Origin of the sequence: Paenibacillus sp. FSL H7-0940, from assembly GCF_037979415.1 — a bacterium.
Classification (GTDB): domain Bacteria; phylum Bacillota; class Bacilli; order Paenibacillales; family Paenibacillaceae; genus Paenibacillus; species Paenibacillus amylolyticus.
In genome coordinates this window covers 5,099,933-5,124,630 of the sequence record NZ_CP150280.1, presented here as the reverse complement: position 1 = coordinate 5,124,630, position 24,698 = coordinate 5,099,933, and the positions used below count along the sequence as shown (strand labels likewise).

Annotated in this window: 22 protein-coding genes; 16 read left to right on the top strand and 6 right to left on the bottom strand. The window is 50.3% G+C overall.

The window, feature by feature from the left end; all coding sequences use genetic code 11:
* Positions 1–928: 928 nt before the first annotated feature.
* The gene (locus tag MHB71_RS22530; protein ID WP_339190059.1) at positions 929–1,816 is read right to left on the bottom strand and encodes a hypothetical protein; all 888 of its coding nucleotides are present in this window, start codon (positions 1,814–1,816) and stop codon (positions 929–931) included.
* Between the two features lie 111 nt (positions 1,817–1,927).
* Between MHB71_RS22530 and MHB71_RS22525 the strand changes: the two genes are divergently transcribed.
* From MHB71_RS22525 to MHB71_RS22515, 3 genes are all read left to right on the top strand, one after another.
* Positions 1,928–2,356 carry a GNAT family N-acetyltransferase gene (locus MHB71_RS22525; RefSeq protein ID WP_076254476.1) on the top strand — a complete coding sequence of 143 codons (429 nt, stop codon included), beginning with the start codon at positions 1,928–1,930 and terminating at the stop codon, positions 2,354–2,356.
* A 320-nt stretch (positions 2,357–2,676) separates the two neighbouring features.
* Positions 2,677–3,309: an NAD(P)H-binding protein gene (locus MHB71_RS22520; RefSeq protein WP_076254478.1), complete on the top strand. Its 633-nt coding sequence runs from the start codon at positions 2,677–2,679 to the stop codon at positions 3,307–3,309.
* Positions 3,310–3,512: 203 nt separating this feature from the next.
* A complete protein-coding gene (locus MHB71_RS22515) occupies positions 3,513–5,192 on the top strand; it encodes an NAD(P)H-hydrate dehydratase (RefSeq protein ID WP_340027761.1) in 1,680 nt (559 codons plus the stop codon).
* Between the two features lie 993 nt (positions 5,193–6,185).
* Here the strand turns inward: MHB71_RS22515 and MHB71_RS22510 are convergent.
* The 4 genes from MHB71_RS22510 to MHB71_RS22495 all read right to left on the bottom strand — a co-directional run bounded on the left by MHB71_RS22510 (position 6,186) and on the right by MHB71_RS22495 (position 11,875).
* On the bottom strand, positions 6,186–7,838 hold the full coding sequence (locus tag MHB71_RS22510; protein ID WP_340027760.1) for a methyl-accepting chemotaxis protein: 1,653 nt from the start codon (positions 7,836–7,838) through the stop codon (positions 6,186–6,188).
* 26 nt (positions 7,839–7,864) lie between these two features.
* Complete coding sequence (locus tag MHB71_RS22505; protein WP_340027759.1) at positions 7,865–8,872, bottom strand: BMP family ABC transporter substrate-binding protein; 1,008 nt, start codon at positions 8,870–8,872, stop codon at positions 7,865–7,867.
* A gap of 368 nt (positions 8,873–9,240) precedes the next feature.
* A complete protein-coding gene (locus MHB71_RS22500; protein ID WP_340030213.1) occupies positions 9,241–10,851 on the bottom strand; it encodes a gamma-glutamyltransferase family protein in 1,611 nt (536 codons plus the stop codon).
* Between the two features lie 124 nt (positions 10,852–10,975).
* Positions 10,976–11,875, bottom strand: coding sequence for a glucose 1-dehydrogenase (locus MHB71_RS22495; protein ID WP_036607429.1), 900 nt, complete (start codon positions 11,873–11,875; stop codon positions 10,976–10,978).
* A 155-nt stretch (positions 11,876–12,030) separates the two neighbouring features.
* Here MHB71_RS22495 and fosB point away from each other — a divergent pair, with 155 nt between their 5' ends.
* Positions 12,031–12,450, top strand: a complete 420-nt coding sequence (gene fosB, locus MHB71_RS22490; RefSeq protein ID WP_036607427.1) for a metallothiol transferase FosB — start codon at positions 12,031–12,033, stop codon at positions 12,448–12,450.
* Positions 12,451–12,585: 135 nt separating this feature from the next.
* On the top strand, positions 12,586–12,789 hold the full coding sequence (locus MHB71_RS22485) for a hypothetical protein (protein ID WP_339190047.1): 204 nt from the start codon (positions 12,586–12,588) through the stop codon (positions 12,787–12,789).
* Positions 12,790–12,917: 128 nt separating this feature from the next.
* Here MHB71_RS22485 and MHB71_RS22480 read toward each other — a convergent pair whose 3' ends face one another.
* The gene (locus tag MHB71_RS22480; RefSeq protein WP_340027758.1) at positions 12,918–14,168 is read right to left on the bottom strand and encodes a helix-turn-helix transcriptional regulator; all 1,251 of its coding nucleotides are present in this window, start codon (positions 14,166–14,168) and stop codon (positions 12,918–12,920) included.
* A 185-nt stretch (positions 14,169–14,353) separates the two neighbouring features.
* On the opposite strand from MHB71_RS22480, the gene MHB71_RS22475 reads away from it, so the two are divergent.
* The 11 genes from MHB71_RS22475 (at position 14,354) to MHB71_RS22425 (ending at position 24,688) form a co-directional block, all read left to right on the top strand.
* On the top strand, positions 14,354–14,545 hold the full coding sequence (locus tag MHB71_RS22475; protein WP_091018551.1) for a hypothetical protein: 192 nt from the start codon (positions 14,354–14,356) through the stop codon (positions 14,543–14,545).
* Between the two features lie 121 nt (positions 14,546–14,666).
* Positions 14,667–15,677: a 3-oxoacyl-[acyl-carrier-protein] synthase III C-terminal domain-containing protein gene (locus tag MHB71_RS22470; RefSeq protein WP_340027757.1), complete on the top strand. Its 1,011-nt coding sequence runs from the start codon at positions 14,667–14,669 to the stop codon at positions 15,675–15,677.
* On the top strand, positions 15,616–17,004 hold the full coding sequence (locus MHB71_RS22465) for an ATP-grasp domain-containing protein (protein WP_340027756.1): 1,389 nt from the start codon (positions 15,616–15,618) through the stop codon (positions 17,002–17,004). The genes MHB71_RS22470 and MHB71_RS22465 overlap by 62 nt, the downstream gene beginning before the upstream one ends.
* Entirely contained in the window at positions 17,005–18,291 is a 1,287-nt protein-coding gene (gene lysA / locus MHB71_RS22460; RefSeq protein WP_340027755.1) for a diaminopimelate decarboxylase, read from the top strand.
* An 18-nt stretch (positions 18,292–18,309) separates the two neighbouring features.
* The gene (locus tag MHB71_RS22455; RefSeq protein ID WP_036672144.1) at positions 18,310–18,570 is read left to right on the top strand and encodes an acyl carrier protein; all 261 of its coding nucleotides are present in this window, start codon (positions 18,310–18,312) and stop codon (positions 18,568–18,570) included.
* The gene (locus tag MHB71_RS22450; RefSeq protein ID WP_340027754.1) at positions 18,570–19,448 is read left to right on the top strand and encodes a hypothetical protein; all 879 of its coding nucleotides are present in this window, start codon (positions 18,570–18,572) and stop codon (positions 19,446–19,448) included. Before MHB71_RS22455 ends, MHB71_RS22450 begins: the two co-directional genes overlap by 1 nt.
* Before the next feature lie 20 nt (positions 19,449–19,468).
* A complete protein-coding gene (locus tag MHB71_RS22445; RefSeq protein WP_339196788.1) occupies positions 19,469–20,425 on the top strand; it encodes a 3-oxoacyl-[acyl-carrier-protein] synthase III C-terminal domain-containing protein in 957 nt (318 codons plus the stop codon).
* Between the two features lie 15 nt (positions 20,426–20,440).
* Positions 20,441–21,163, top strand: a complete 723-nt coding sequence (locus MHB71_RS22440; RefSeq protein WP_340027753.1) for a hypothetical protein — start codon at positions 20,441–20,443, stop codon at positions 21,161–21,163.
* Positions 21,163–22,320: an acyl-CoA dehydrogenase family protein gene (locus MHB71_RS22435; protein WP_340027752.1), complete on the top strand. Its 1,158-nt coding sequence runs from the start codon at positions 21,163–21,165 to the stop codon at positions 22,318–22,320. The genes MHB71_RS22440 and MHB71_RS22435 overlap by 1 nt, the downstream gene beginning before the upstream one ends.
* A complete protein-coding gene (locus tag MHB71_RS22430) occupies positions 22,313–23,281 on the top strand; it encodes a hypothetical protein (protein WP_340027751.1) in 969 nt (322 codons plus the stop codon). The genes MHB71_RS22435 and MHB71_RS22430 overlap by 8 nt, the downstream gene beginning before the upstream one ends.
* An 18-nt stretch (positions 23,282–23,299) precedes the next feature.
* Positions 23,300–24,688 carry an MATE family efflux transporter gene (locus MHB71_RS22425; protein ID WP_340027750.1) on the top strand — a complete coding sequence of 463 codons (1,389 nt, stop codon included), beginning with the start codon at positions 23,300–23,302 and terminating at the stop codon, positions 24,686–24,688.
* The last annotated feature ends 10 nt before the right edge of the window (positions 24,689–24,698 follow it).

Sequence of the window (24,698 nt, the reverse complement as noted above, 5' to 3'; positions counted from 1 at the left end):
CGACTTCGATGACAGAATAACTTTCCGATCACTGTTATCCCAGATTCTTTCCTTCTTCAAAGGAAAAAATCCGGGGATAAGCATATGCTTTCGATGGAGCTTTCTTTCCGAAAGGCTTTAGGCGTAGCGAATGCTTTCGAAGTAATTTTCTTACAGAAAACTTGTAGCTTCGCTTCTTCACGTTATTTCTGCCCTCTCCGTTTTTGTGTAGTTATTAAAATTCATTTTATATCGTTCAATTCTTCGCAAGAAAAGATTATAGAAAAGGGCTTAAACTACAATGAAGTTTAAGCCCTTTTTGCGTACAGATACGTTGGATATAGGGGATGTTTTCAACACGTGCTGAAAGCCGAAGTGTATCTGAACGTGTCCGGAGTAGGCAAGCGCTAAATACTGAATGTAAGAGCAAGCAATTAGGACGTCGCAAAAGCGATTTTCCTATTTTCCACTACCAATGAAAATTTTCGCTTCGTACGAGAGGGACACGAGGTTTCCTCTCAGTCGCGTTTGGAACAGAGCATGAGCAGGGGTTGAGCGCTAACGAATATGAGGCGTCTTATTTAAGGGTTTGAAGCACCCGCAGAAATCTAAGGAATCTGAGACACGTTATATCGAAATGTACGGCGTTTTAGAGCGTTTTTATCGAGCGATTTTGGAAAATAACGTGTCTGAGGTTCTTTACAATTTTGAAAGAGGCTGTAGAGGTAATATAAGACGTCCTGTGTTCCTTAGAGAATCGACTGGTTACTCAATAGGAACATCCAGACGGGAGTTCCATAATTTTGGGACACTGACATACATCATCGTATAGCATGCCGAGTAAGGAGACACGACCTGATCGGTGAAAATCCAGCCGAGGGAGGGCCAAGTCTCGTATCATCGATGTGGGTATCTAAGTTTAATCATACGGAAGCGGCTGAATCGTAGGTTATTCGTCGGTGTTGGTACCAGATATACGACGTGTATTTCCTTCCATCTCCGTAGAGACTTGCTTCGTTGGTTCCAGATCCGTATGTCCTGCGTAGGGGCGATCACTTCGAGAGCGTGTCCCAGTCAACCCGAAACCCGAAGTGAATATAATCAGCTGTAGTCCCAGTGCGTAGGGCGCAGCAACAAGTCCAATCAGATGGAGCAAGGAGCATAGCGCGATCAGCAAGGAGAGCATTTTGGTTACTGTACGTGACCTATCCCGTCGTGGGCTGGCCCAGAGCAGGTAACCATATATTATGGTGATCATTATGGAAGTTGCGCGAATCCATGGCAAGATGCTGTCCCATGAGTCTACATGGACGTCCAACATCCGCTGACGAAATATCAGATCTGTAACTAGAACCCCTGTGGCTGCTAGTGCCAATGGTTCGGCTGCGGGCCGAAGGATGGTCCATACCGCTGTGCCCCAATGATCTGCATGAGTCTCCCGGCTGAGTTCATCCGATAATACGGTGCATTCCCGTTCCAGTGCTCTGTGCATCAGTCCGATTCTGGCAGGGTCATGATCCTTAATACAGTCACGGATCTGGTCCTGTAGCTGAGGAGATAGGTAAGATGCAGCTTTGCAGGCTAACATTGCTGTTATCAGATCGTCATGTTCGTGTTCCGATCGTTCATAATTCCGATTTTCCTGGATGGTAAGTTGTCCCAAGAGGGCTGTACTTATGTATAATGTATCTCGTATCCTTCTCATTCGCCTTTCGTGGCTGCGGCGAACTTCAGTGGCAGACCATATGTATATCCCCAGAAGCAAAGCCATGACTCCAAACAGTACAGCCACAGCGCCTGGGCGCGATGTTAGATCTTCAATCCAACGTTGAAACACACTTTTTCCTCCTTTGCACCAACTTCACGTATCATGAAACACGCTTCACGTAAGCTTTCTCTCACTATTACACAGGAAGTAGATGAATTCAAGCAGAAAGGGGCACAATTCATGGATCATGTGAGTATTGAACACACACCACCCGCAGCGGTGGAGTATCTTGCCTTACGGCAGATTGCCGGCCTTAGTGCAATGAGCAGGGAAGGCGCAGAGATTGGATTACGGAATAGCCTGTTTGCCGTATGTCTGCGTGAAGAGGATATGCTGATAGGCATGGGGCGAGTGATTGGAGATGGAGGTTGTTTCTTTCAGGTCGTCGATATTGCTGTACACCCGGATGTTCAGGGAATGGGGTATGGAAAACTGATCATGAGCGAGATTATGAATTATCTGCGTGAAGCAGTACCTGCCCGTGGTTTGGTCAGTCTGCTGGCGGATGTTCCGGCTGATCAACTTTATGCTCAATTTGGATTTGAATACACCAGCCCAAAATCGGAGGGCATGTGGTGGAGGCAGGGAGAAGAAGGACCGACTACCTAGCGGAACGGAAACTGAAATTTTGAGATAAGAATAGACTTATGTCGTATGAAACTATCTTAGTATAGCCGCATTTAGCGGCTTTTTTGCATGATTCGTGTTGAGTGCTAGCGGAGAGAGGGGATACTTAAGAGTGTCGGTGCTTCTTCCGCTAGTTGAAGTAAAGATTATTTTTCTACATATAAGCTGTAAGAGATAGGTTTACAAGTTGTTCACATCCGGTTTAAGATGGCGTGAGCCGTTTAAGGTATATAACAATAGGATTAAGTATTAAAATAACGGTAAGTTGACAAGATGATATCTACAGAAAAGAGGGAATTCATATGAAAGTAGCCATTTTTGGAGCAACCGGAGCGATTGGCAAGATGATACTGTGGGAGCTGATGGATCGTGGGCATGAAGTGACAGCGGTGGTGCGTGACCCTTCGAAGGTTGAGATGGTTCATGAGCGTTTGCGTGTAGAACAGGGAGATCTGCTTAACCCGGATCAGGTGGCTGATTTTGCAGCGGGTCAGGAAGTGGTTGTGAGTGCATATGGACCGAAGTTTGGTGGAGAAGAAGAGATGCTGGAAGTGACACGTTCGTTGATCGAGGGCGTGCGCCGGGCAAAAGCAGGACGTCTGGTTGTAGTTGGTGGAGCGGGAAGCTTGCTAACCGATTCCGGGGATATGCTGATGGATACGCCGGGATTCCCGGAAGAAGTCAAACCACTGGCAAAAGCCCATGCAGAAGCATATGAGCTGATTGAAGCATCAGGTATTCACTGGACCTACATGAGCCCTGCTGCGACAATCACAACAGGACGTCGGACAGGCCAGTTCCGGGTTGGCATGAACCGTGTGATTACGGATGATATCGGGGAAAGCTCGATTTCGGTTGGTGATTTTGCAGCGGCTTTGGTGGACGAACTGGACGATCCGCAATTTATCCAAGCACGGTTTACGGTAGGTTATTAAGCGTAGACAGGCTTTGGAATGGATGATTTAATCTGAAGGTCTCGTACACGGGATCGATAGAGTTTTCGATGATGTATCGAGTGGATCGTGGTAACTGGATGAGGTAAGAGGAAAGATAGCGATACACATATAAGATGCAGAGTTTAGGTGCAAAGTTGCTACTTTTAAGTATGAGATGAGCTTGTCACGGGGAGGGATGAACGTTGTTTATCGTAACCGCTGAACAGATGAGAGCTGTGGACGAGCATACCATTCATCAGCTCGGTATTCCGGCAGCAAGTCTAATGGAGAATGCAGGCCGCGCCATAGCCGAGGAAGTCATCAAGCTGTGCCGGGAAGGGCAGGCAGAAGGCCGGCTTGCGGATTCAGGGCAGCTTGGCTATAGCGGTAAGACAGATGCGAGGCGGGCACACACTGGGCCCGGCGATCGGCAAGGTTATGGTGGCGACATCATCGCCGATCCGGCGCTGGTGATGGAGCGCCCGGGAGATCAGCAGTGGTACATGCTGATCGGCAAGGGCAATAATGGCGGCGATGGGCTGGTGGCCGCGCGCCATTTGGTTGAAGCAGGGCTTGGCGTGACATTGGTCTACGCCGATGCCCCTGATGCACTGCGGGGCGAAGCCGCAGTGCAACGGGATGCCGCCGCGCAGCTTGGCATCCCTGCTCTTGTCCACGGGCGCGAAGCCGTGGACTTCAGCCGGTGCACAGGCATCGTGGATGCGCTGCTGGGCACCGGCTCGCGGGGGGCGCCGCGGGGAGCTTACGCGGCGCTGATTGAGGCGGCGAACGACAGCGGCAAGCCGGTCGTGTCCGCCGATGTGCCAAGCGGGCTGGACGCCGACACCGGAGAGGTATACGAGCCCTGCATTCAAGCCCGGGTGACCGTATGTCTCGCGCTGCTTAAGCGCGGGCTGGTGCAGTACCCGGGCGCTTCTGCCGCGGGGCGCATTGTGGTGCGCGCCATCGGCATTCCCGCGCGGGTTGCGCCAGAGCATGGCCCCTCGGTCCGTCTGCTGACGGACGAGGTGCTGCGCGGTGCGCTGCGCGTGGATACAGGCCGTCTACGGGCACCGGACGGCCACAAGGGCACCTACGGCCACGTGTTGCTGGCCGCAGGAAGTCTGCCGATGAGCGGCGCTGGCCTGCTCTCGGCCAAGGCCGCGCTGCGCGCAGGCTGCGGGCTCGCCACATGGGCGCTGTCCGCGGCACTGCTGCCGCATGTTATCGGCACCGTGCCCGAGCTCATGCTTGCTGCCGCCTCCGATGGCGACAGCGGAGAATGGAACGCGGCTTCCGCCGACGCTGTGCTGCGTCTTGCGGAGAGCCGCGATGTGCTCGCGACCGGCCCAGGCCTTGGCCGCTTCAAGGGCGACACAGACTGGCTGCGCCGTCTGTGGCAACATACGGATCGTCCGCTCGTCATCGACGCGGACGCCCTCAACATGCTGGCAGACGCTGGCCCACATGGGCCTCGCGACTGGGGCCAGCGAAGTGCGGCGACAATCCTGACGCCGCACCCTGGCGAGATGGGCCGACTGCTGGGCATGTCGACCCAAGAGGTGCAGCGTGACCGCATTGGACACGCTGCAAAATACGCCCGCGAGCAGGGCGTGACCCTTGTGCTCAAAGGAGCACGAACGGTCATCGCAACGCCATCCGGCGAGGCGTACATCAACACCACCGGGCACGCCGGCATGGCGACTGGCGGTGCCGGAGACGTATTGACCGGCATCATCGCCGGTCTGCTTGCCCAAGGGCTCAGCGCGGAGCAAGCCGCCACGTTCGGCGTATATCTCCACGGACAGGCCGCCGAACGCGCAGCACTGCTGCGCGGTGACCCATCATCCCTGCTGGCCGGAGACATCATCGACGCACTGTGAGGTTGGGGCAGGTGTGGGACAAGCTCATAGTTTTGGGTTACTGTCTATGAATAATCATTTCTAAACTGTAAGTGATCCAACGAACTAGCGCACCAGCGCATCAAAAGTAGATGAGTGCACGATGTCCATTGCTCAATGCTAAATGATCAATGCCCATTGTCCATTGCTCAGTACTCACTACCCAATTCCCAGTGCCCTAACGAACCTGATACACCTTATACCACGGTTTACATCGAGGAGCAAAAGCTAACGAACCTCATCCACGTTATTTCTGTGTATTTCAGATAAAACACCTGAAAAACCGGACTAAATTAGGGAATAGAATGCCTGAGATTCGTTAGATTTTATAATCTGCAATTAATGGCCCAATAAGGTTTGCACGGTTCGTTAAACGTTTGGATCTGAAACGCTGATGTCTTATTATCTATATAAGTTGAACTAAAGAATATTTACACTGGACACTCCGGTGACAGAACAACCTTCCAATCGCTGTTATCCCCAGTTTTTTTATAAAATAGGAAATCCGGGATAGCGTATGCTTCCGAAGTAGCTTTCTTTCAAAAAGCTCTTAGGCGAAGCGTATGCTTCCGAAGCGGCTTTCTTTCAAGAAGCTTTTAGGCGAAGCGTATGCTTCCGAAGCAGCTTTCCTTCAAAAAGCTTTTAGGCGAAGTATATGCTTCCGTTTCAGCTTTCTTTCAGATAGCTTTTAGCGCCGCTTTTTCAGGTTATTTCTGTCTTCTCTGTTTTGTGTAAATGTTTAGTTCAATCTATATACTTTCATATCTTTGAAACGAATTAATGGTTGGATGAAACAATGATTAGTTACTGAAAAGGGGAGCCCTGTCATGATGCATGACGGAGGCTCCCCTTTATTTGTTTGTATGTTCACGCTACCTGATCCTGGCTCGGCTATAACCTGCCCATAACATGCCTATAATCTGCATCTAAACGACATCCGACCTACGTCTGGCCCAAGTTCTCGCGGCATCCTGCTTACAGCCGGAATCGCAGCAGTTCCTGATGCATCTCTGCACTAATATCACGCAATGACTTCACCTTGATACTTGCATCAGCGAAGGAACGTTGTTGTTCCGACGTGGAGGCGGTGATCTCTTCACTGCTGGCAGCCGACTGCTCGGTGATGGCACTGATATTTTCGATGGCTTGTTGCACCTGTGTACTGAGTTCATTGGAGTGTTGCATGTCCTCAGCAAGCTGATGGATGCCGGTACTAATGCGCTCTACACTTCCACGAATGGCGGAGAAGGATTCACGAGTCTGGCTTGTGGCTTGTTCCTGTTCCCCGAATAACTGCATGCTCTGTGCTACAGAGTTCTTCACCTTGTCCATGGAGGTTGTGATCTCGCCCACAGCCGCATAGATATGTTTGACCGATTGCGCAGATTGTTCGGCGAGTTTATTCACCTCGCCCGCAACAACAGCGAAGCCACGTCCGGCTTCTCCAGCGCGAGCAGCCTCTATGGAGGCATTTAACGAGAGCATGGTTGTTTGTTTGGCAATCTCTGATACATATGCCGTCATCGTAGTGATTCGAACCGCGCTTTCTTCCAGTTCCCGCACCGTTTGTTCCACCTCGGCCATCGCCATACGATTCACTTCGGCCAAGCGGAGTTGCTCCGCTACAGCCTTATTACCTTCCTCAACGGTAGTTAATACTTCACGACCATCGATTACCGATTGGGAAGTGGCCTCCAGATTGCTATTGAAGGTAGACTGCATTTTGTCCACAACCATCACTGTTTCACTCAGATCCTCGGCAATCTTTTGACTGCCAATTGACAGTTCCTCCGTGGTGCGGGATACTTGCTGCACAATCGCTTGGGCTGTATCATTACCGCGGTCAATATCTTGTGCCATCAGATCGACACGATGACCCGCTTCACCAATCGACTGAATAATGCCGCGGATATTATGAGTCATGGTACCGAAGGAACGACTCAGGTCATCGAGTTCATCTTTGCCCCGAGCTTCCGGTAATTGTCCGGTCAGGTCACCGTCCGCAATTTGTCCAGCGGCGTCTTTGAGTGTTCGAATACGCTTGGCAATCTGACGTGAAGTATACATATTAAACAGCATCACGGCGACGAGCAATACGATAGCTCCTGCCAGAGCGGCTTGCCACGTTTGCTGAATGTCACGTTCCAAATCGACGGTATATTGATCATAACGATCCCGAGTCATCTCATCCAACGAATAGATATCATTCTGTATGCCCCGAACCCGAGTGCTGTAACGTTTCGCTTCCGCACTGTTCATCGCACTCATCGCTTCGGTGGCTCCCTGGTTGAGAGCTTCTAATTTTGTCTCGATGGACTGAATAAGTTGTAACTGCTGATCTGTTTCGAGCAATCCGTCCGTAAGCTCCTGAATCATCGTTTGTCCTTCATCCAGCAAGCGAAGCACGGCGTCCTGGTTTCCTGCTGTCATGGAGAATGAGTAGACATCCAGCGCTTGCTGGGTCTGAATCTGATTGGCGTTCAGTTCACTCACCTTGAGCATGGCTGGTACCAGATTTTGATTTTTGGCATTCATGTTGAGCAATTGCATGATAATATAAGCGACTAGCACAAGGCATAGAAGTAGTGAAATTAGAGCATTAAGTATCAGTTTTCCCTGTAGTTTCATATGCGTACCTCCTCGTATCCGATGGGTTATTGATCAAGCGTAATTTTGATTTGACCGGAAGAGATCTTAGCCTTCAGATCTTCGAAGGTTTGCTGTTGTTCATCACTGAGCGTGATATTATGTAGAGCAGTCAGACCCACGGCGTTCTCCGCCAGCCCCTCCACGATTTCCTTTTGAGGGAAGGTATGATTGTTTTTAACAAACGTGTTAACGGCATTGTAGATAGAGACATCCACATTTTTCAGCATGGACGTAAGAATGGCTTTTTCCGCCAAAAAGAATTGATCGGTATCTACACCGATGGCGTATTTCCCTAATTTCTGAATCTCCGTCAGTGCGCCTACGCCTGTGAGACCAGCAGCAACGTAGATCACGTCAGCACCCTTTTCCTGAATCATCTGTGCAGCCAGTTGTTCACCGAGATCGGCATCACCGAAGTCCCCTGCGTAGACGACATCAACGGTTGCATTCGGCTTGACAGCCAGAACACCTTGTTTAAAACCCTGCTCGAAATTACGAAGGACTGGTATCTCTATTCCACCAAGGAAGCCGACATGATCTTCCGTTGAAGCCATAGCGGCAATAACACCTGCCAGATAACTTCCTTCTTCCGCCCGGAATGAAATGGAGGCAATGTTAGGCAGTTCGGACTGACTGTCAATCATGAGGAACTGCTGGTCAGGATATTTGGCTGCAACTTTCTCCATATCCGCTTGGACAGCATCACTCAGGCCGATAACCAGATCGAATTTGGCTTGCGCAAACTCTTCAAATGCAGCTTCGGCATTGTCGCCCGGTTCACGATAGTCAAAGACAATGCTTTTCTCATTTCTGGCCTGAACCAGTCCATCAAAAGCAGCATCATTAAAAGAACGGTCACCCAGACCCACTTCCGTAAGCACGATCCCAACCTTTGTTCTTGTGTCTGTTGCCGTTGTTGTATTGTTGGGTGAACATGCCCCCAGGATTAGTACCGTCAGGATCATCATTATGGTGAGACCTAGACCTGCGCGTCTGTTCTTGTTTGTTTTCATGTGTTGGTACCCTCATTTCTGTAGTCGCATTTTTCTGTTTTGCATGGTTCCTTAGCTCCAGGGAATGACGTGTACATGATGACACGTATGGTGAGGATTTCCCTTTATCTATATCGGTCAGAAAGGCACTGTGATTTATGGTATGTAGTGAAAATTTACGAAAAAATAAATATTTTTCATAAATTACACATTATTTTTACATTTCTCTGGTTAAAAGGGTACATAAATATCTACAGTATGTTGTTTACTGATGTTAGAAGTCGAAAAAAGGCACAACAGAGATGACATGAATCATCTCTGTTGTGCCTTGAAAATTCACCTTATACGGATGATAAGGTGATCATCCTATTATAAAAATGACGCGAGTTTTACCAAGCCGCAATCGAGCCATCCGCTCGGGTTTCCGTACCCCCGCATAATACGCCATTGTCCGGGTTGCGCCAGATGATCTGACCGCGTCCAAACTGGGATGGATCAACTGCCACTTGAATATCATGTCCCTTGCGGGCGAGTGCCTGAGCGATATGCTGCGGGAAACCCGGTTCCACGAGAATTGTTTTGCCCTTCGTCCACTGCCAGCGCGGAGAATCCAAGGCGGCCTGTGGGTTCAGGTGATAATCGATCGTATTCATAACCAGCTGCACATGACCCTGCGGCTGCATGAAACCACCCATGACACCGAATGGCCCAACTGCTTCACTGCCACGGGTGAGGAACCCCGGAATGATCGTATGATACGTTCGTTTGCCTGGCACCAGGGCGTTGGCATGATTAGGGTCCAGTGAGAAGTTGTGACCACGATTCTGCAAAGCAATGCCTGTCCCCGGAACAACCAATCCAGAGCCGAAGCCCATATAGTTACTCTGGATAAACGAAACCATATTGCCTTCACCATCCGCCGTAGCCAGATAGACTGTTCCACTTGCACGTGGATCACCTGCCTCAGGTGCTCGTGCGGTATCACCAATGAGTTTGCGCCGTTCTTCCGCGTATGCCTCGGACAGGAGTTCCTCCACCGTCACACCCATTTTGCGTTCTTCAGTAATATACTTCTCCCCATCGGCAAATGCCAGCTTCATGGCTTCTAGTTGCTGATGATACGCCAGAACGGATTCTTTCTCGTCAAAATCATATCCCTTCAGGAGATTAAGCGCTGCGAGAGCAATCAATCCTTGTCCATTCGGCGGAATCTCCCATACATCGTAACCACGATAGGAGACGGAGATGGGATCAACCCACTCCGGCTGAAAAGCCTTCAGATCTTCGCGAGTCAGATAACCACCGTGCTCTGCCATAAAGGAATGAATGCGCTCTGCCAGTTCTCCTTCGTAAAAGTCTCGCGCTTCGCTCTCGCCAATCTGGCGCAAAGTCGCCGCATGATCCGGCGAGCGCCACATCTCTCCAGCTGCGGGAACACGCCCGCCTGGAGCAAATGTCTCAAACCACGCACGCCCTACCTCCGCATCACCCTGGCGTGCATAGATCTCGGCTGCCCTTGCCCAGTGGCGGGCCAGCCCAGGCGCAAGCGGATAACCTTCCTCCGCATAGCGGATGGCCGGTTCTAGCGCTTCCGCCAGCGTGAGCCGCCCAAAACGGCGGCTCAGCTCAGCCCAACCCGCCGGTGCGCCAGGCACCGTCACCGGAACAACCCCAAGCTTCGGCATCTCCGTATGGCCTGCCGCTTGAAGCGCCTCAATGGATATGCCCTGAGGCGCAGGGCCGCTGGCATTCAGGCCATGCAGTTCGCCCTCGGTCCAGACGAGGGCAAAAGCATCGCCTCCAATGCCATTGGACGTTGGCTCCAGCACCGTGAGTGCTGCCGCAGTTGCAATGGCGGCATCAATGGCATTGCCGCCTTTTTTCAATACATCCAGACCAGCTTGTGCAGCCAGTGGCTGTGACGTGGCGACCATGCCTTGTTTCGCATACACAGGCACGCGGTAAGAGGGGTACGGTTGGTAGAGTGGATCGAAGTTCATCAGGTTGTTCAGCTCCTTGTCGCTAGATGTCAGGCTCCGGCATAACCGGATCATACTCCTAACCCTCTTCGCAACTGAACAACCGATATCCTGCCACACCTGCCAAATCCAACCTGACATCAGCCTATGTCGTTACCATATCGCCGCCATTTACATGAATGCATTCACCTGTGACGTAGGATGAATCGCGGGAAGCGAGATAAACGTAGGCTGCCGCCAGTTCGTAAGGCTGACCAGCTCGACCCATGGGTGTATCTGTTCCAAATACCTGTACATCCTCAGCGGAGAAACTAGCAGGAATGAGCGGTGTCCAGATGGGTCCCGGGGCGACGGAATTCACACGGATTCCCTGTGCAGCGAGTGATTGGGCGAGTACACGAGTCAGCGATACGACGGCTCCTTTGGTAGAAGAGTAGTCGATCAGTTGAGTGTTGCCTTTATATGCTGTAATGGAAGCCGTATTGATAATGGAGGCACCTCTGCACAGATGGGGGAGAGCGGCCTGAATCAGAAAGAAATAGGCGAACACATTGGTCTGAAAGGTGTGATACAGCTGTTCCTCTGTAATATCAACGATGCTTGGCTGCACATACTGTACGCCATGATTGTTGACCAGAATATCGATCTTCCCGTAGGTTTCCATGGTTGTGCGAATGACGGCTTCACAGTTTTTCTTTAAGCGGAGATCAATCTCGATTAAGAGACAGCGCTGTCCCAGTTCTTCGATCCGTTCACGAGTCCTTTCGGCATCTGTCCGTTCATATAGATAAGCAATGACGATATCCGCACCTTCCTTGGCAAAAGCGATGGCGGCCGCCCGGCCGATTCCACTGTCACCACCCGTAATAATGGCAACTTTACCTTGGAGTTTGCAGCTGCCGATATAGGCAGGATCTTCACTGATCGGTTCAGGCACCATCAGAGTTTCCAGACCGGGTTGCTGGTCCTGATGCTGGGGTGGAAATGCCAGCTTTTGCTCCTTGCATACCGTTTTCTCACCATAAAAAGGATAGACAGGATTCATGTGCTTTACATCCTCCTTGAGCGTTCATTGATACGGATAACCTATGCATTCGCCCAGAAGAAGGTGCGAGAGGAGGCAGTAGAGCGGTTGTTTTTTGCAGAGAATATACCATAATAAGGATAGATTCTTAAATCGATGGAGGTGTCAGGAGCCACATGAATATTCAAGGAATTAATCACCTGTGCTTTTCCGTATCCAATCTGGAGCGGGCCATTACCTTTTATGAGCAGGCTCTCGGTGCCCAGATTCAGGTGAAAGGACGCAAACTGGCGTATTTTGAGCTTGCCGGTCTGTGGATCGCCTTGAATCAGGAGGATGTTATTCGCAACTATACGGAACGAACCTATACCCATATTGCATTTACCGTTACAGAAGAGGAGTTCGACGCGTCTGTGCAGCAGCTGCGAGCAGCGGGGGCAGACATTCTTCCCGGAAGGCCAAGAGATCCGCGGGATGCATTATCCGTTTATTTTACCGACCCGGATGGTCATTTGTTTGAACTGCATACAGGTACGATGAAGCAAAGGCTGGATTATTATCGCGAAGACAAAGATCATATGACCTTTTATACGTGAAATGGTTGTGCAAGTGGAGGTAAATGTGGATTAACATATTTAAAGTCATTGCGATTATACGTAAAATACGTCTTAGGTTGCCAGGAATCGATGGTGGACTATGCTACCCGATTATAGACATGAGGAGAGATGAGCATGGAGAGTAAAGGAAGCAAATTCGTTACAACGGCAAGTGAACTCTGCATGGTTACTATCATGCTTCTACCTTTTATTGCAGGACAGCTTCATGTTTCGGAGGCATATGCAGGATCAGCTAAGTTTAGTGGTCAGCAGGGACATAAGCATGCCGTATCTACGGAAACGCTGCTGGAGCTGAATGATCCTGTACCTGTTCGATGAGCGGTTTAAGATGATCCTATGTCTTGTCACCATGTATTCCCGGAATTAAGGCCTCTGTTGAAGAGACCCTGAACTCCATCATTTTGTTTTCCCGTGTCCTCAGTTGTTAGATGAAGAACGAATCTGTTTTATTTTATCAATGACTTATAGTCGTCGTAGTTCATTTTACGATCCTGAAGGCTTAGCAGAAGAAGTTGTTGGCTGATGTCAGCCTCGCGGTTTGCAGAGATGCGTTTAAGTAGATCGTGACTCATTCTTAGAAAGTAATAACCCTCATTGCTGTTGTTTTTCTCATGAAATACAATACCCAGCAAGCGATACAGTTTGGCACGAAGCATCCCTTCATCTTGTTTATCCAGCAGTTGGAGGGCTTCTTTGATAATGGCCTCTGCCTGTTCTGGCTCACGCTGTTCCAAATAAACTTTACTGATTTCCTCTAATATGGAAGCCTTCTTGTGGGGAAGATTGCGTTTATCGTAAATTCGTGCGCATTCATCCAGCAAGGGGAGGGCTTCTTTTTTTTGCCCCATATGAAGCTGGATCACGGCGAGGTTGTGAAGTGCCAGAACGTAGGATTCACTGCTCGCCTGTTTATAGGCCTGTACGGATCTCTTGGTCCAGTCATAACTTAACAGCATGTGTCCGTCCTGTTCGGACATATAATATGCTTTGCCCAAACCTAGCGTAATCTCGCCATACAGTTCCGATTGTCCCGCCATCTGGGCTTCCTTCTCCGCTTTGAGATAGTAGTTCAACCCCTCATTCACATTGCCTAGTCTTAAATGGGTTGTGCCGAGAAAGGTCAGCGATTGAATGTGTTCTTCCTGTAGATGTTTGAGTCTGCTGCTGTACGTATACGCCTGTTCATAATGTTTCCGGGCAGCATGAAACAGCTCTGCATGAAAAGCCGCTCTCCCCATTTCCAGATAATATTCAACAATACGTTCCCTGTCACCTGTTCGAATGACCGTAAATGCTGCAGTTTCCCCCTCATCCAAGGCTTGTCGATAATCCCCAAGTCTGTTGTGACTTCGTAAAATGAGCAGGTAGGCTTCTGACTGATCCGATATATCCTCCGTCAACGTCAGCACTTTATGGGCTATGCGGATGCAGGCAGAATCATTCTGCTCGGCATAACAGGCTTTGGCCTTTTCCAGTACAGCCTCCCCAATATCCGTATCTGTTGCTGCACTTCCTCCCAAAAAATACTCCATGGGTGTATTAAGTCTCCTGGCAATAATTTTCAACATACGCTGCGAGGGAACGGCTCTGCCTTTTTCAATAAGACTGATGTAAGAACGCGTCATATCCTCACCTGCCAGTTGCTTCTGAGACAGTCCAAGCTGCTCCCGGATTTGCCGGATTTTGGGTCCGAGCATGATCGTTCACCGTCCCTTGATATAGTTTGATTGGAATGGAGATCTGTTTGGTATGTTGGGTCTATCGTGTGTTTCCAGAAGCAGGGGTAAGGAGAGTGAGAGGCTCATTTACCCCCATTTACAGTTTAAATGCAATTTGGGAGATTATAGAATCAGAGTATCCAAGATGAAAGGAGGAGATATGAATGGTCATTAAAGCGACTCCCATTACGCTGGAGCAACTGAAGCGCAAAGAAGTTGAAGCAGCACAATTGGAAACGAGTGGACTGGGCGAGGCACGTGAAGTCAGTGCACGCGCGGTTTCCGCTCGCGCAGTTGAAGCCCGTGCTGTAGCGGCTCGTGCTGTAGCAGCTCGTGCAGCGGCGGCTCGTGCCTGATTTTTCCTACTTACTTATCGTATTACGCTAGATTCATAGATGGGAGCTTCTGCGGAAGCTCTTTATCTCCCTATATTTCAGTGAGATTCGTACGTTAGTGATAACGAGGTGTCTGAAGCCGATGCATATCAAGAAAATATGGTCTTACATTCCGGAGCACATTGTGCCGATCAGGGAACTGAACGAGGTGCTGGGACTCAATAATGCCCAGACGAAGGTACTGGAAAAAATTCATGGTTTGAAACAGGTTCGGCAAGACAGGGATGGAGATCTGGCTTCGTTGCTTGGACGTGTATTAACCCAGGTGGTAAATAACCCGGAGATCGCTCCTAACTCGATTAAGTATATCATTTATTGCCACACAATTCAGGAAAATTTCCCCTTTCCTATGAAAGTTTTGCAAGCCCTGAAAAGGGCTTACGGGTTGCAGCATGCCATCGCGTTTTCGCTTACGCAGCAGAACTGTGCATCGGGCTTAATTGCCCTGAATGTTGCCGAGACAATGCTGCCTTCATTGGAAGCGGATGATCATATTTTAATTTTGACAGGTGAAAAAACCTTTAGTCCCGTTGTGCAATTGATCCCCAATACCACCGTGATGGGAGAGGCATCAGCCGCCGTGCTGGTGGGTAACAAGGGCAACGGAAGTCGTGTCGTCGGACTCACGAGTGTTACCCTGGGCCAATTCTGTAATGTACTAACGGGAACCCCGCAGATTCTAAGGGAGTTTCAGGAAATCTACACGCCTCGGTTATGTGAAGCCATTGTTGCAGCCGTGGAGCAGGCGGGTCTGACGCTGCAGGATATTCGATACATCGTCCCACACAATGTGAATCTATCCTCGTGGAAGAAGGTGGCTATCCGTTTATCCTATCCCCTTGAACGCATATATACGTCCAATGTACAGGAGATCGGGCATTGCTTCTGTTCGGACCCATTTATTAATTTGCAAGCCATTCTAGAGCAGAAGTTGTTGCAACCAGAGGAGTATTATCTGCTTGTTACGGTCGGACTTGGGGTTACATTCAGCGTAGCAGTGATGCAGTATGCAGGAATAGGAGGGGATGGCCTTGACCACCGTATTGACGGATTTTTCGAGCAAGCTCAAGTGGGCGTTAACGGGCCAGCATGACGTTACTTTTGTGTATCTTAACAATTTTGAGGTAGAGGAGTACTGGAGTGAAACGGGCATTCTCAAGCTGCCCTCATTAAGCATAGGTTCGGCTGCGGATGTCGTTAATCGGATGGAGGAACTGGGTGTTTTCCTCGCCGGAGAGAACGATATCATCCTGCTCAAGGAGCATCCGAATCAGGGATTCATGGCAGATGCACAGGCGCTTGGGTTTGGTCGCTCCCGATGCATAACGGTGGAGCACAATGATCCGGCACTGAACATTACCGCGAATCTTCTGAATTGTCCAAGGACAATGGACAAGCTGCGAGAGCTGTCACAGGCTGCTGGAACGAATGTTTATCTGGTTCCCTTTGGAACCTCGGATCAGGAAGAGGAATTCTCCCGACGGACCGGCATTCCGCTGGCTGTTCCATCTTCAGATATCTTCCGCAAGGTGAATGACAAGGGGTATTCCCGCCGTCTCAACGCGGAGCTGGGCATTCGCCAAATTCCAGGCGTTGAATGCACGTCTTTGGATGAACTGGTGTCTGGTTTCGATCAGCTAAAGGCCGTTCTAGAGCAGGGTGGACGCCTTGTGCTGAAGGATTCCATGGGTGTATCAGGCAAGGGAATTACCGTCATCACCGATGAAGCCAGGTTTCACAAATGCATGAGTATGCTGGAGAAACAGGCAAGCAAAAAGGGAATACGGCAAATCAACTACGTGCTTGAGCAATGGATTGATAAAATCTGTGACCTGAATTACCAGATTCTCATCGATCGCTCCGGCGGAGTTGAATTTCTTGGCGTCAAGGAATCGTTGGTAGAGCAAGGCGTGCATCAGGGGCATCTCATGCCTTCGCGGCTCAACGATGTTCAACTTGAGGTTATTCGTGAAGCGGCCATGCGAATTGGAGTAGCTCTGTATCGAGATGGATACTACGGCATTGCCGGCATGGACGCCATTCTGGACGAGGACGGTACAATCTGGCCCAATCTTGAGATTAATGCCAGGTTTAATATGTCTACCTATCAGACCAACATTCAGCATCAATGGCTGCCCGAAGATCAATGTGGATTGGCGAAAAAATATACGCTCCGGCTCAATCACCCGCTGGAATACGGAATACTTCGTTCCCGGTTGGGTACGTTGATGTTCGAACCGGAACGCGGCGAAGGATTATTGATCAATAATTTTGCCACAGTCAATGCGGCATTCAGAAGTGAGGGGACCTTGTTCTCCGGACGTCTGTATGGCGTGATTATTGCGTCCTCCCCTGAACGGCTGGGAGTGATCGACGAAGCGATAGAAGCCGTCCTATCTTCCATTAACGAGGTGATGTGAGTGTCTAAGGAATATCAGATTCAGCAGTTGCCTGTTTCGGACATCGCCGAGAGATTCGGGACCCCGCTGTATGTATATGACGGGGATGTGTTGCAGCAGGTGTATCAGGAGCTTAGGGGATTGCTTACGCCTCAAGTGGAGCTGTTCTATTCATTGAAGGCCAATCCCAATATTTCGATCGTACACATGCTCCGGGAGATGGGAGCACAGGCAGAGGTATGTTCCCTGGCCGAATTGCATACGGCTGTACAGGCTGGAGTAGCAGCAGAAAGCATTATTTTTCTGGGACCGGGAAAAAGCGATGACGAGATTACGGCATGCATACGTCTGGGCATATATGCGATCGTGTGTGAATCGTTTCAGGAGCTGGAGCGCATTGAGAGCATCGCTGCAAGTGAGGGGCGAATCGTGCCGGTGGCACTGCGAGTGAATCCATCTTTTTCTGTTAAAGGCTCCAGGCTGACCATGGGTGGCAAACCACGTCAGTTTGGTATGGATGAACAAAGTGTGCTCCAGGGAAAAGAGCAGTTCGAGAGCTTCTCCCATGTGGAGATCATGGGACTTCACGTGTACATGGGAACCCGCATGTTGGATGTAGAGCCGATCGTTCAGAATACCCGCCATATTCTGGAATTAGCTGATCGAATCGAGAACGAGCTGGATATCACGCTGCGTATGGTCGATGTAGGCGGGGGATTGGGCGTGCCCTACCATGAAGGTGAGCAGTTCCTATCCATAGCCACACTGACAGAACAGTTGAATCCAATGTTCGAATCGTTTCGGCATAGTCATACCAACACCCGGCTGTTCATGGAGCTTGGGCGATATCTGGTAGGCACCTGCGGTATGTTGGTCAGTCGAGCTCTATACGTCAAGCAATCGTATGGAGAGCACTTCGTCGTAACCGATGGTGGAACGAACTGCCATATGGCGGCGGTGGGCACAGGTTCTTACGTGAAGCGTAACTTTCCGATTGCCTCCCTGACGCGTTATGGGGAGTCCCCTGTAGCCGAATACAATATTACGGGTCCCTTATGTACGCCCAATGATGTTGTTGGGAAACGGGTATTGCTTCCTCCTGTTGAACGGGGCGATCTAATCGGTGTTTTTCATTCGGGAGCCTACGGACCAACGGCTTCTCCCACACACTTTTTGAGTCACGGAAGTCCGGCGGAAGTGCTGATTGTCGCTGGGGAGGCTCACTTGATCCGTGAGCGAGATACTCCGCAGGATCTACTGTCCAAGCAACGTTTGATTCAAGTGTCCCACACAGCAATAACCAATTGATGAGGAGAGATGATGATCATGACAACTGCAGTATTGCTTGAAGAGATCAAAGGTGCCCTTGCTGAAGTGTTGAATACGGAAGCCAGGGAGGATATTCAATTAAGCACATCTTTATTTGACGAACTCTATCTGGATTCGACCTCTGTTCTGGAACTGTTGATGACGCTGGAGGACCGGATTGAAGGTCTGGAGATTGACCCGGATGATCTGGAGCCCGATGTATTTGATACGGTAGGCTCCCTGGCTGCTTATATTGAGAAGCAGCTCATTGCGGCCTGATGGCTTCGCCTGTTGCCATACGGGAGATGGGAGTCAGGCTGTTCTCGGAGAAGAAGCCTCCGTTTGATCATCCGGAACTGCTGCGATTTCATCAGGACATGCTCGCGGGTACTCCGGTCAAGTACGACGTTCAACTTTTGCAGGGTCGTAACAACAATGCCTATCACGAGATGAGTGTGGAACTGCTGGAAGAGACGGGACTTGATCGGGTCATGCAGGATGTGGATGTGTTGCTGCTGGCATACAATTTTCCGAATACCCGCCCGGATATATCAATTGTGAATTATCTGATGGATCGTTATCAGGCCCGTTTTATCAGTTTTGCTGTAAATGATCTTGGTTTTGGTGCTCCTTTTGCGGCGCTCCACATGCTTCAGCATTATCTGGGCAGAGAAGGTTACATGAAAGGCATGCTGCTGGTTATGGACCAGACGGCTCTCCCCTATGAAACGATGGAACTTGTTTCACCGACTGGACCGGACACGGCTGCAGCAATATACCTTGATCGGATGACAGGCGTAGGACCTTCCCTGCTTGGTGTAGAGATGCGACATGCCGAGCATTCCGTAGCCGATACTGCGGAGATGGTACTGGATCGATTATGTGCCCAGGCATCCATTCACCGGAATCAGATTAACCTGCTCATCCATCCTGATCTGGAGCAGCTGTGCAATCAGGCTGCCTGGTACAGCGAATGTGGATCGAAGAGTTATTATGATCCATCGCGCTGGAGTGCAGCGCCATTCTTCGCATTACAGGAGTTACTGGAGGAGAAGGACGGGGGCGAGTACATATGTCTTATGCATCTGGAGCAGACGGATTCGTTTATTCATGCCTTGCTGATCCGAACTTGTGAATGGAGTATGGATGGACACTAATCGCAGAAGGAGGGAGAACATTGGGGTTCGGTATTGTGGATATTGGCGTCTATTTGCCTGAACAGATTCAGCAGCCGGAAGAGGTGCTGGCTGCCCTGGAGCTTGGGAAAGGCGAGCTTCAGTTTCTGCGCAAGTACCACCGCCTGGAAGGTGTGCCTGTAACGGAACCGGGCCAGATGCTTGACGATACGATCGCACAGGCTGTGGAACGACTCCAGACCAGACCTGCCCTTTCCGGAATTGACCTTGTTCTCTATGTCCATTCCTTCCAGGTGCAGACACCGAGCGATTACAGGCTTGTGCAGCGTGTCCTCCAGCGCTTCGGGCTGGAACATGTACCGTTCTATGGCATATCCCAAATGAACTGTGCATCGTCGATAGCCGCTCTTCAATGGCTTGAGCGAATCTCGCAAACGCAGCCTCACATTCGGAATGTGTTGTTGATCTGTGCGGATCAATTCAATTTTTTGCCTCCCGAATGGCGCTATCTGCGCAAATCGGCCATTCTGGGTGATTCTGCCGTAGCTGTTCTATTGAGCAGAGAGAGCTGTCAGCATGTCGTTCAGGCGGCGCATGTGCTGCGAGATACCCGGTTCCATACTGGTTATCATGCAACCGCCGATGAGATCTCGGCATTTAACCGATTGTATGTGGACCATATCATTCAAGGGATGGAAGAGCTGCTGTCAACGCAAGGCCTGAGTTTCGAAGATGTGAATCATATTTTTCCCCATAATGTGAACTGGACTACCTGGAAGGAATTCTCGCGACGTACGGGAGTTGGACTTGAACGGATATATCTGGATAACATTCAGCGAATCGGACATACCTTTTCCACCGACCCGTTCATTAACCTGAGTTCGGGATTGGAGCAGGACTGGGTGTGTAGGAAGGGACGCTCCATCATGGTCAGTATCGGGCTCGGCAGTTTTTTTGGTTTTGCACTGGTGGAGCATGGAGGATGCGAAGAAGAATGAACAGGAGGAATGACAATGCACGTTATTGAATTCCAGGGCCCAGATGCTAAGCCCGTCGGATCAAAGGCAGCAGGCAACCCCGTAGCTCCGATATCGGAAATGTTGGAGGCAAAAACCTTACTGGTGAACAATCGTCCAGTGCTTTTGGCAACAGGTCCCTACGTGCTCGCAACCGCTCATCTCATGGAACAAGATGCTTTACTTTGGCATGAACAATCAGCAGGGCTGTATCGTTGGAACCAACTACATGCCGTTCATGTGCAGGATCGGATGCTTGAGCCCTCTGGACTACTGTTATGCCGGGTACAGCCGAACGAGGGCGAGAAGGCAGAGACATCAGGCGAGAAAGTGACCTCGAATGAGCTGAGAACACGCCTGCTTGAGTTCCGCGTAGAGCTGTGCAAGGCTGGATTGGAGCAGGTTCGCAGGCATTTGTCGGTGCGAATATCGGGCGGGCAATCCACGTTTCAGCACCAGCTCGTGAAAGGCATGGTCGCTGACATCCTGACAACGCTCTACATGGCGGAAACGTTGCCTGAAGACCGCTTCCTCTCGGAAAATCCAGGTCTTCCATCGGTCCGGGTCCATGCGTGGATACATCAGGAATTGGACGAAGCTTTCAGACAGATTCAACGTCTTGGCGGCGGTTTCGGTTTTTTGAGACATGGCGTATCTGCATATACATATGCAGGCCAACTGGTGAAGAACATGCTGTTGCCAGCTAAGGAGGAATATTGATGATTACTCCATCAACGATTGCGATTTTCGAGCAAGTGATGAAGCAGTATGCTACGGAGCTTCGTCAGATCGGCCTGATCATCGACAGGGAGCCAGACCGGCTCACCGAGTTTTTGCACACGTCTGCCCTGCAGGCCATCAATCATATGATGATTCCCCCGGAGTATGGCGGCCAGCCAATTGTAACCATAGGTCAGGATCGATATTATGGACTCTCTTCGCTGGAAAGAGTCATTACGATCGAGCAGTTGTCCGCAGGAGATGCGGGCGTTTTTCTGGGAGGACCTGGGCCTTCCATGTCCAGCATCGTCATGATTGACTTGGGCGATGAGGAACAGAAGGAGCGCTTTTATAGCCACTTTCTGAAAGGTCCTGCCTGGGCTGTTTTTGCCTTGTCAGAGCCGGAGAAGGGTTCAGATGCAACCGAGATCAGCACGCGGATTACGCGACATCCGGATGGGGGAATGGAGCTAACCGGACATAAATTCTACATTGGGAACGGACACCGGGCGAGTATTGGACTGGTATTCGCTCAGACCAATCGTACGCCTCTGGGCATTCAGGTCGCTATAGTTGATCCTTCTCTGCCGGGTTTCACAGCAACGCCGCTGGACACGATGGGGCTTCGCGGTCTGCAACTCAGTCATCTGCAATTCGAGGCTTTCCCACTGGAAGAGAAAGATATTCTGGGTCGTCATTTAAGCCCAACCAAGCGTGGATTGTGGGGGGCACTGCGTACATTCCACCGGATGCGCCCTAGTGTGGCGGCATTGGCGCTTGGTGTTGCACAGGCTGCTTATGATTATGTTGTGGAGCACAGAACGATTTTTACAGAACGTGAAAAGACAGAATTGGAGCGACTGGAGATGCGTTTGCATGCGCTACGCAGCATGATTCGGAATGCAGCAGCAGAGATCGACCATGATGCGAATAAGGGATATCTGGCTTCCCTCAGTAAAATACGGGCTGCATCAGTTGCCGAGGAAGCGACGGAATGGGCACTGGAGATGATGGGGCCAGGTTCCATGCTGGAGCATCCTCTGTTGAACAAATGGTATCGCGATGCAAGGGCCTTTGAGTTCATGGAAGGCACAACGTCCATTCAGAAGATTAGCGTTTTTCAGGCGTATGCCAACGGGAAGATGCAGCATGTCTGATTCACTTCATGGTGATATTGGCGCACCAATCTATGTGGATCATATTTGCTGGCTTACTGCGGAGGATCATCTGTACACGCTGGATTGGCCAACACCGGATGATTATGTTTATGTATCGCCGCACATATACATGGAGGATCACTATTATGGTCGCGTGGGAACGCTGACTCGCTCCCTTATGGCAGACGGGAGACGGGTGACAGCGGGTGATCTTGCGCTTATGGTGCTGGAGCAGTTGTCCACAAAGCCGCATTGGGATTGGTTGATCCTTGCCCAGACTTGTCCCGAACGACATGCATTGAATGCTCCACTTGCCCGAATGCTTGAAACGGCTCCGTGGCGAGTTGATCACCCACTTGGTATTACCCATATGGGTGCGCTCGCAGGCACCGAGGCCATTCAGGTTGCTCTTTGGAGCATGCTACCTAACGAACGGACTGCGATTGTGCTGGTGGAACAGCGAATTCTCCATGACGATGGACAGATTGGATATGGTCAACCATCTGAACCTAAGGGTGATTTGGGAGACATGGCGGTGGCGCTTGAGGTAGGCCTTGGTCAAGGAGCGTTGCAGATACACTATGCGGGAAAACGGATCATCAGATCGGATGATGCCACGGCTTTTGCATCCGAGGCACTCGGCATGATCCGCGAATGGATGGATAGTCATGCAGCCGTGCATGTCATTCTTCAGTCGAGACTGGGATTACGTCTCAATGGCAGTTCTGTTCTGCATATTTCCTCTTCCAAGACCATCTGCGTACCACGAACCGATTATCAGAGCGGTGATGTATGGATACAGCTGGCAGATAAGTTAGAGCGGGGTATCATCAGGCCGGATGATCGAGTCATGCTGGTCTCGTGGGATGACGATCGGGTGATATCTGCTTGTTGCGTGCATGTGATACGTCTGCCGATCCTCAACAGGCTTACAATAAATCAAGAAATCAAGACTTCATGAATTATGGAGGTGAACCCCATGCAGGGGATCGATTATACGGCCGGCTCGATCCATCGTTTGTTATTCCGTACGGCCGTTCCGATGCTGCTCGCTTCTCTGGTTAACGTGATTACACAACTGGCCAATGTATTTTTCTTGGGCCATACGAGTCAAAATGTATTATATGTGCTCTCATTGTATATTCCTGTCTCATTCGTCATGATTGCCATCATCGAAGCGATGCAACTGTCTGTTCAGGTCGCGGTAGCGCGCAGTCGTGCCGGGGGCTCTCGTGCATTTACCCAGCTATTCGTGCACATGATGGGCAGTGCAATGCTGCTTGCCATTCTGACCGGGGGAATTGTGATGTTAATGACCCCTGTGCTTTCATGGTTTTACCGTGTGCCTGCCGACATTGGGCCCATGTTTACGCTGTACGTAGGGGGCATGATGGCAGTGAGCATCCCGGCTGTCCTGGCTGCAGTGACCAGTGCGGCGTTGCGAGGACTGGGCCGGGCACAGGCAGCGTCGTGGAACGCGGTTGGGATGGCGATGCTAAACATTGCTCTTGTGTATACATTTGTGTCGGTCTTTGGGTTGGATCTGAAGGGCATCATCTATGCCAACCTGATCACTTCCGTCTTGTCCTTGGCTATCTCTCTGCTCATTCTGTTCATTCGTCGGGAAATGATCTTTGAACGCTTTGCTTTTGCCCAAAAACATCTGATGGCCCTCAGGCATGTCGGTATTCCTGTGTTCATCTCGTACTGCATGATTTTTCTGAGTACATTTTTTTTCAATAAAATTGTCAGTCACTTTGGCGAAGGGGCGGTTGCTGGCTTTGGCGTTGGTTATCGAATTCAGACAATGGCGATTCTGCCGGGTATCGTGATTGGATCGGCCATCGGCATTATCATCAATCATAATTTGCAGTCACCACACCGGCCAAGGGCCTATGCAAGCTATCGCCAAGGTCTGCTGCAATCCTTTGCTCTATACGTAATCATTGCCGTTGCCGTCTGGATCTGGCGAGATCCACTTATCGCATTCCTAATCGAAGACGCGGCAACCCGAGCAGAAGCAGCACGGTATCTGTCCATCGTAGCTCTTTCCTATATTGGCATGGGTCCCATGATGACTACCCTGCTGACGATGGAACAGAGCGGGCGCGGATATCAGGCCATACTCCTGAATGCGGTATATTTTCTGATTATTATCGCACTTGGCTGGGGACTGACTCGGGCTTTCAATGAGGTTACTTACTTCTATGCGGTGATTGCTGGCATGAATGTGGTCGGCATGTCGTCGTTCTTCCTGCCTTTCATGCGAATGCTGAAGCGGGAATATGTGGAGTCGTCTGCGGATAAGGACATCAGTACAGAAGGTGAAGCGACGTTGCCGAATAAGAGCTATTCCACACAGACTTGACTCTAACTAC

Excerpts from the sequence above, each read along its gene's own strand:
- MHB71_RS22450 (WP_340027754.1), top strand. The coding sequence starts at position 18,570 with ATGGCTTCGCCTGTTGCCATACGGGAGATGGGAGTCAGGCTGTTCTCG.
- MHB71_RS22470 (WP_340027757.1), top strand. The coding sequence starts at position 14,667 with ATGCATATCAAGAAAATATGGTCTTACATTCCGGAGCACATTGTGCCG.
- MHB71_RS22495 (WP_036607429.1), bottom strand. The coding sequence starts at position 11,875 with ATGAATCCTGTCTATCCTTTTTATGGTGAGAAAACGGTATGCAAGGAG.
- MHB71_RS22435 (WP_340027752.1), top strand. The coding sequence starts at position 21,163 with ATGATTACTCCATCAACGATTGCGATTTTCGAGCAAGTGATGAAGCAG.
- fosB (WP_036607427.1), top strand. The coding sequence starts at position 12,031 with ATGAATATTCAAGGAATTAATCACCTGTGCTTTTCCGTATCCAATCTG.
- MHB71_RS22455 (WP_036672144.1), top strand. The coding sequence starts at position 18,310 with ATGACAACTGCAGTATTGCTTGAAGAGATCAAAGGTGCCCTTGCTGAA.
- MHB71_RS22525 (WP_076254476.1), top strand. The coding sequence starts at position 1,928 with ATGGATCATGTGAGTATTGAACACACACCACCCGCAGCGGTGGAGTAT.
- MHB71_RS22430 (WP_340027751.1), top strand. The coding sequence starts at position 22,313 with ATGTCTGATTCACTTCATGGTGATATTGGCGCACCAATCTATGTGGAT.
- MHB71_RS22485 (WP_339190047.1), top strand. The coding sequence starts at position 12,586 with ATGGAGAGTAAAGGAAGCAAATTCGTTACAACGGCAAGTGAACTCTGC.
- MHB71_RS22440 (WP_340027753.1), top strand. The coding sequence starts at position 20,441 with ATGCACGTTATTGAATTCCAGGGCCCAGATGCTAAGCCCGTCGGATCA.
- MHB71_RS22475 (WP_091018551.1), top strand. The coding sequence starts at position 14,354 with ATGGTCATTAAAGCGACTCCCATTACGCTGGAGCAACTGAAGCGCAAA.
- MHB71_RS22520 (WP_076254478.1), top strand. The coding sequence starts at position 2,677 with ATGAAAGTAGCCATTTTTGGAGCAACCGGAGCGATTGGCAAGATGATA.
- MHB71_RS22425 (WP_340027750.1), top strand. The coding sequence starts at position 23,300 with ATGCAGGGGATCGATTATACGGCCGGCTCGATCCATCGTTTGTTATTC.
- MHB71_RS22510 (WP_340027760.1), bottom strand. The coding sequence starts at position 7,838 with ATGAAACTACAGGGAAAACTGATACTTAATGCTCTAATTTCACTACTT.
- MHB71_RS22505 (WP_340027759.1), bottom strand. The coding sequence starts at position 8,872 with ATGAAAACAAACAAGAACAGACGCGCAGGTCTAGGTCTCACCATAATG.
- MHB71_RS22500 (WP_340030213.1), bottom strand. The coding sequence starts at position 10,851 with ATGAACTTCGATCCACTCTACCAACCGTACCCCTCTTACCGCGTGCCT.
- MHB71_RS22480 (WP_340027758.1), bottom strand. The coding sequence starts at position 14,168 with ATGCTCGGACCCAAAATCCGGCAAATCCGGGAGCAGCTTGGACTGTCT.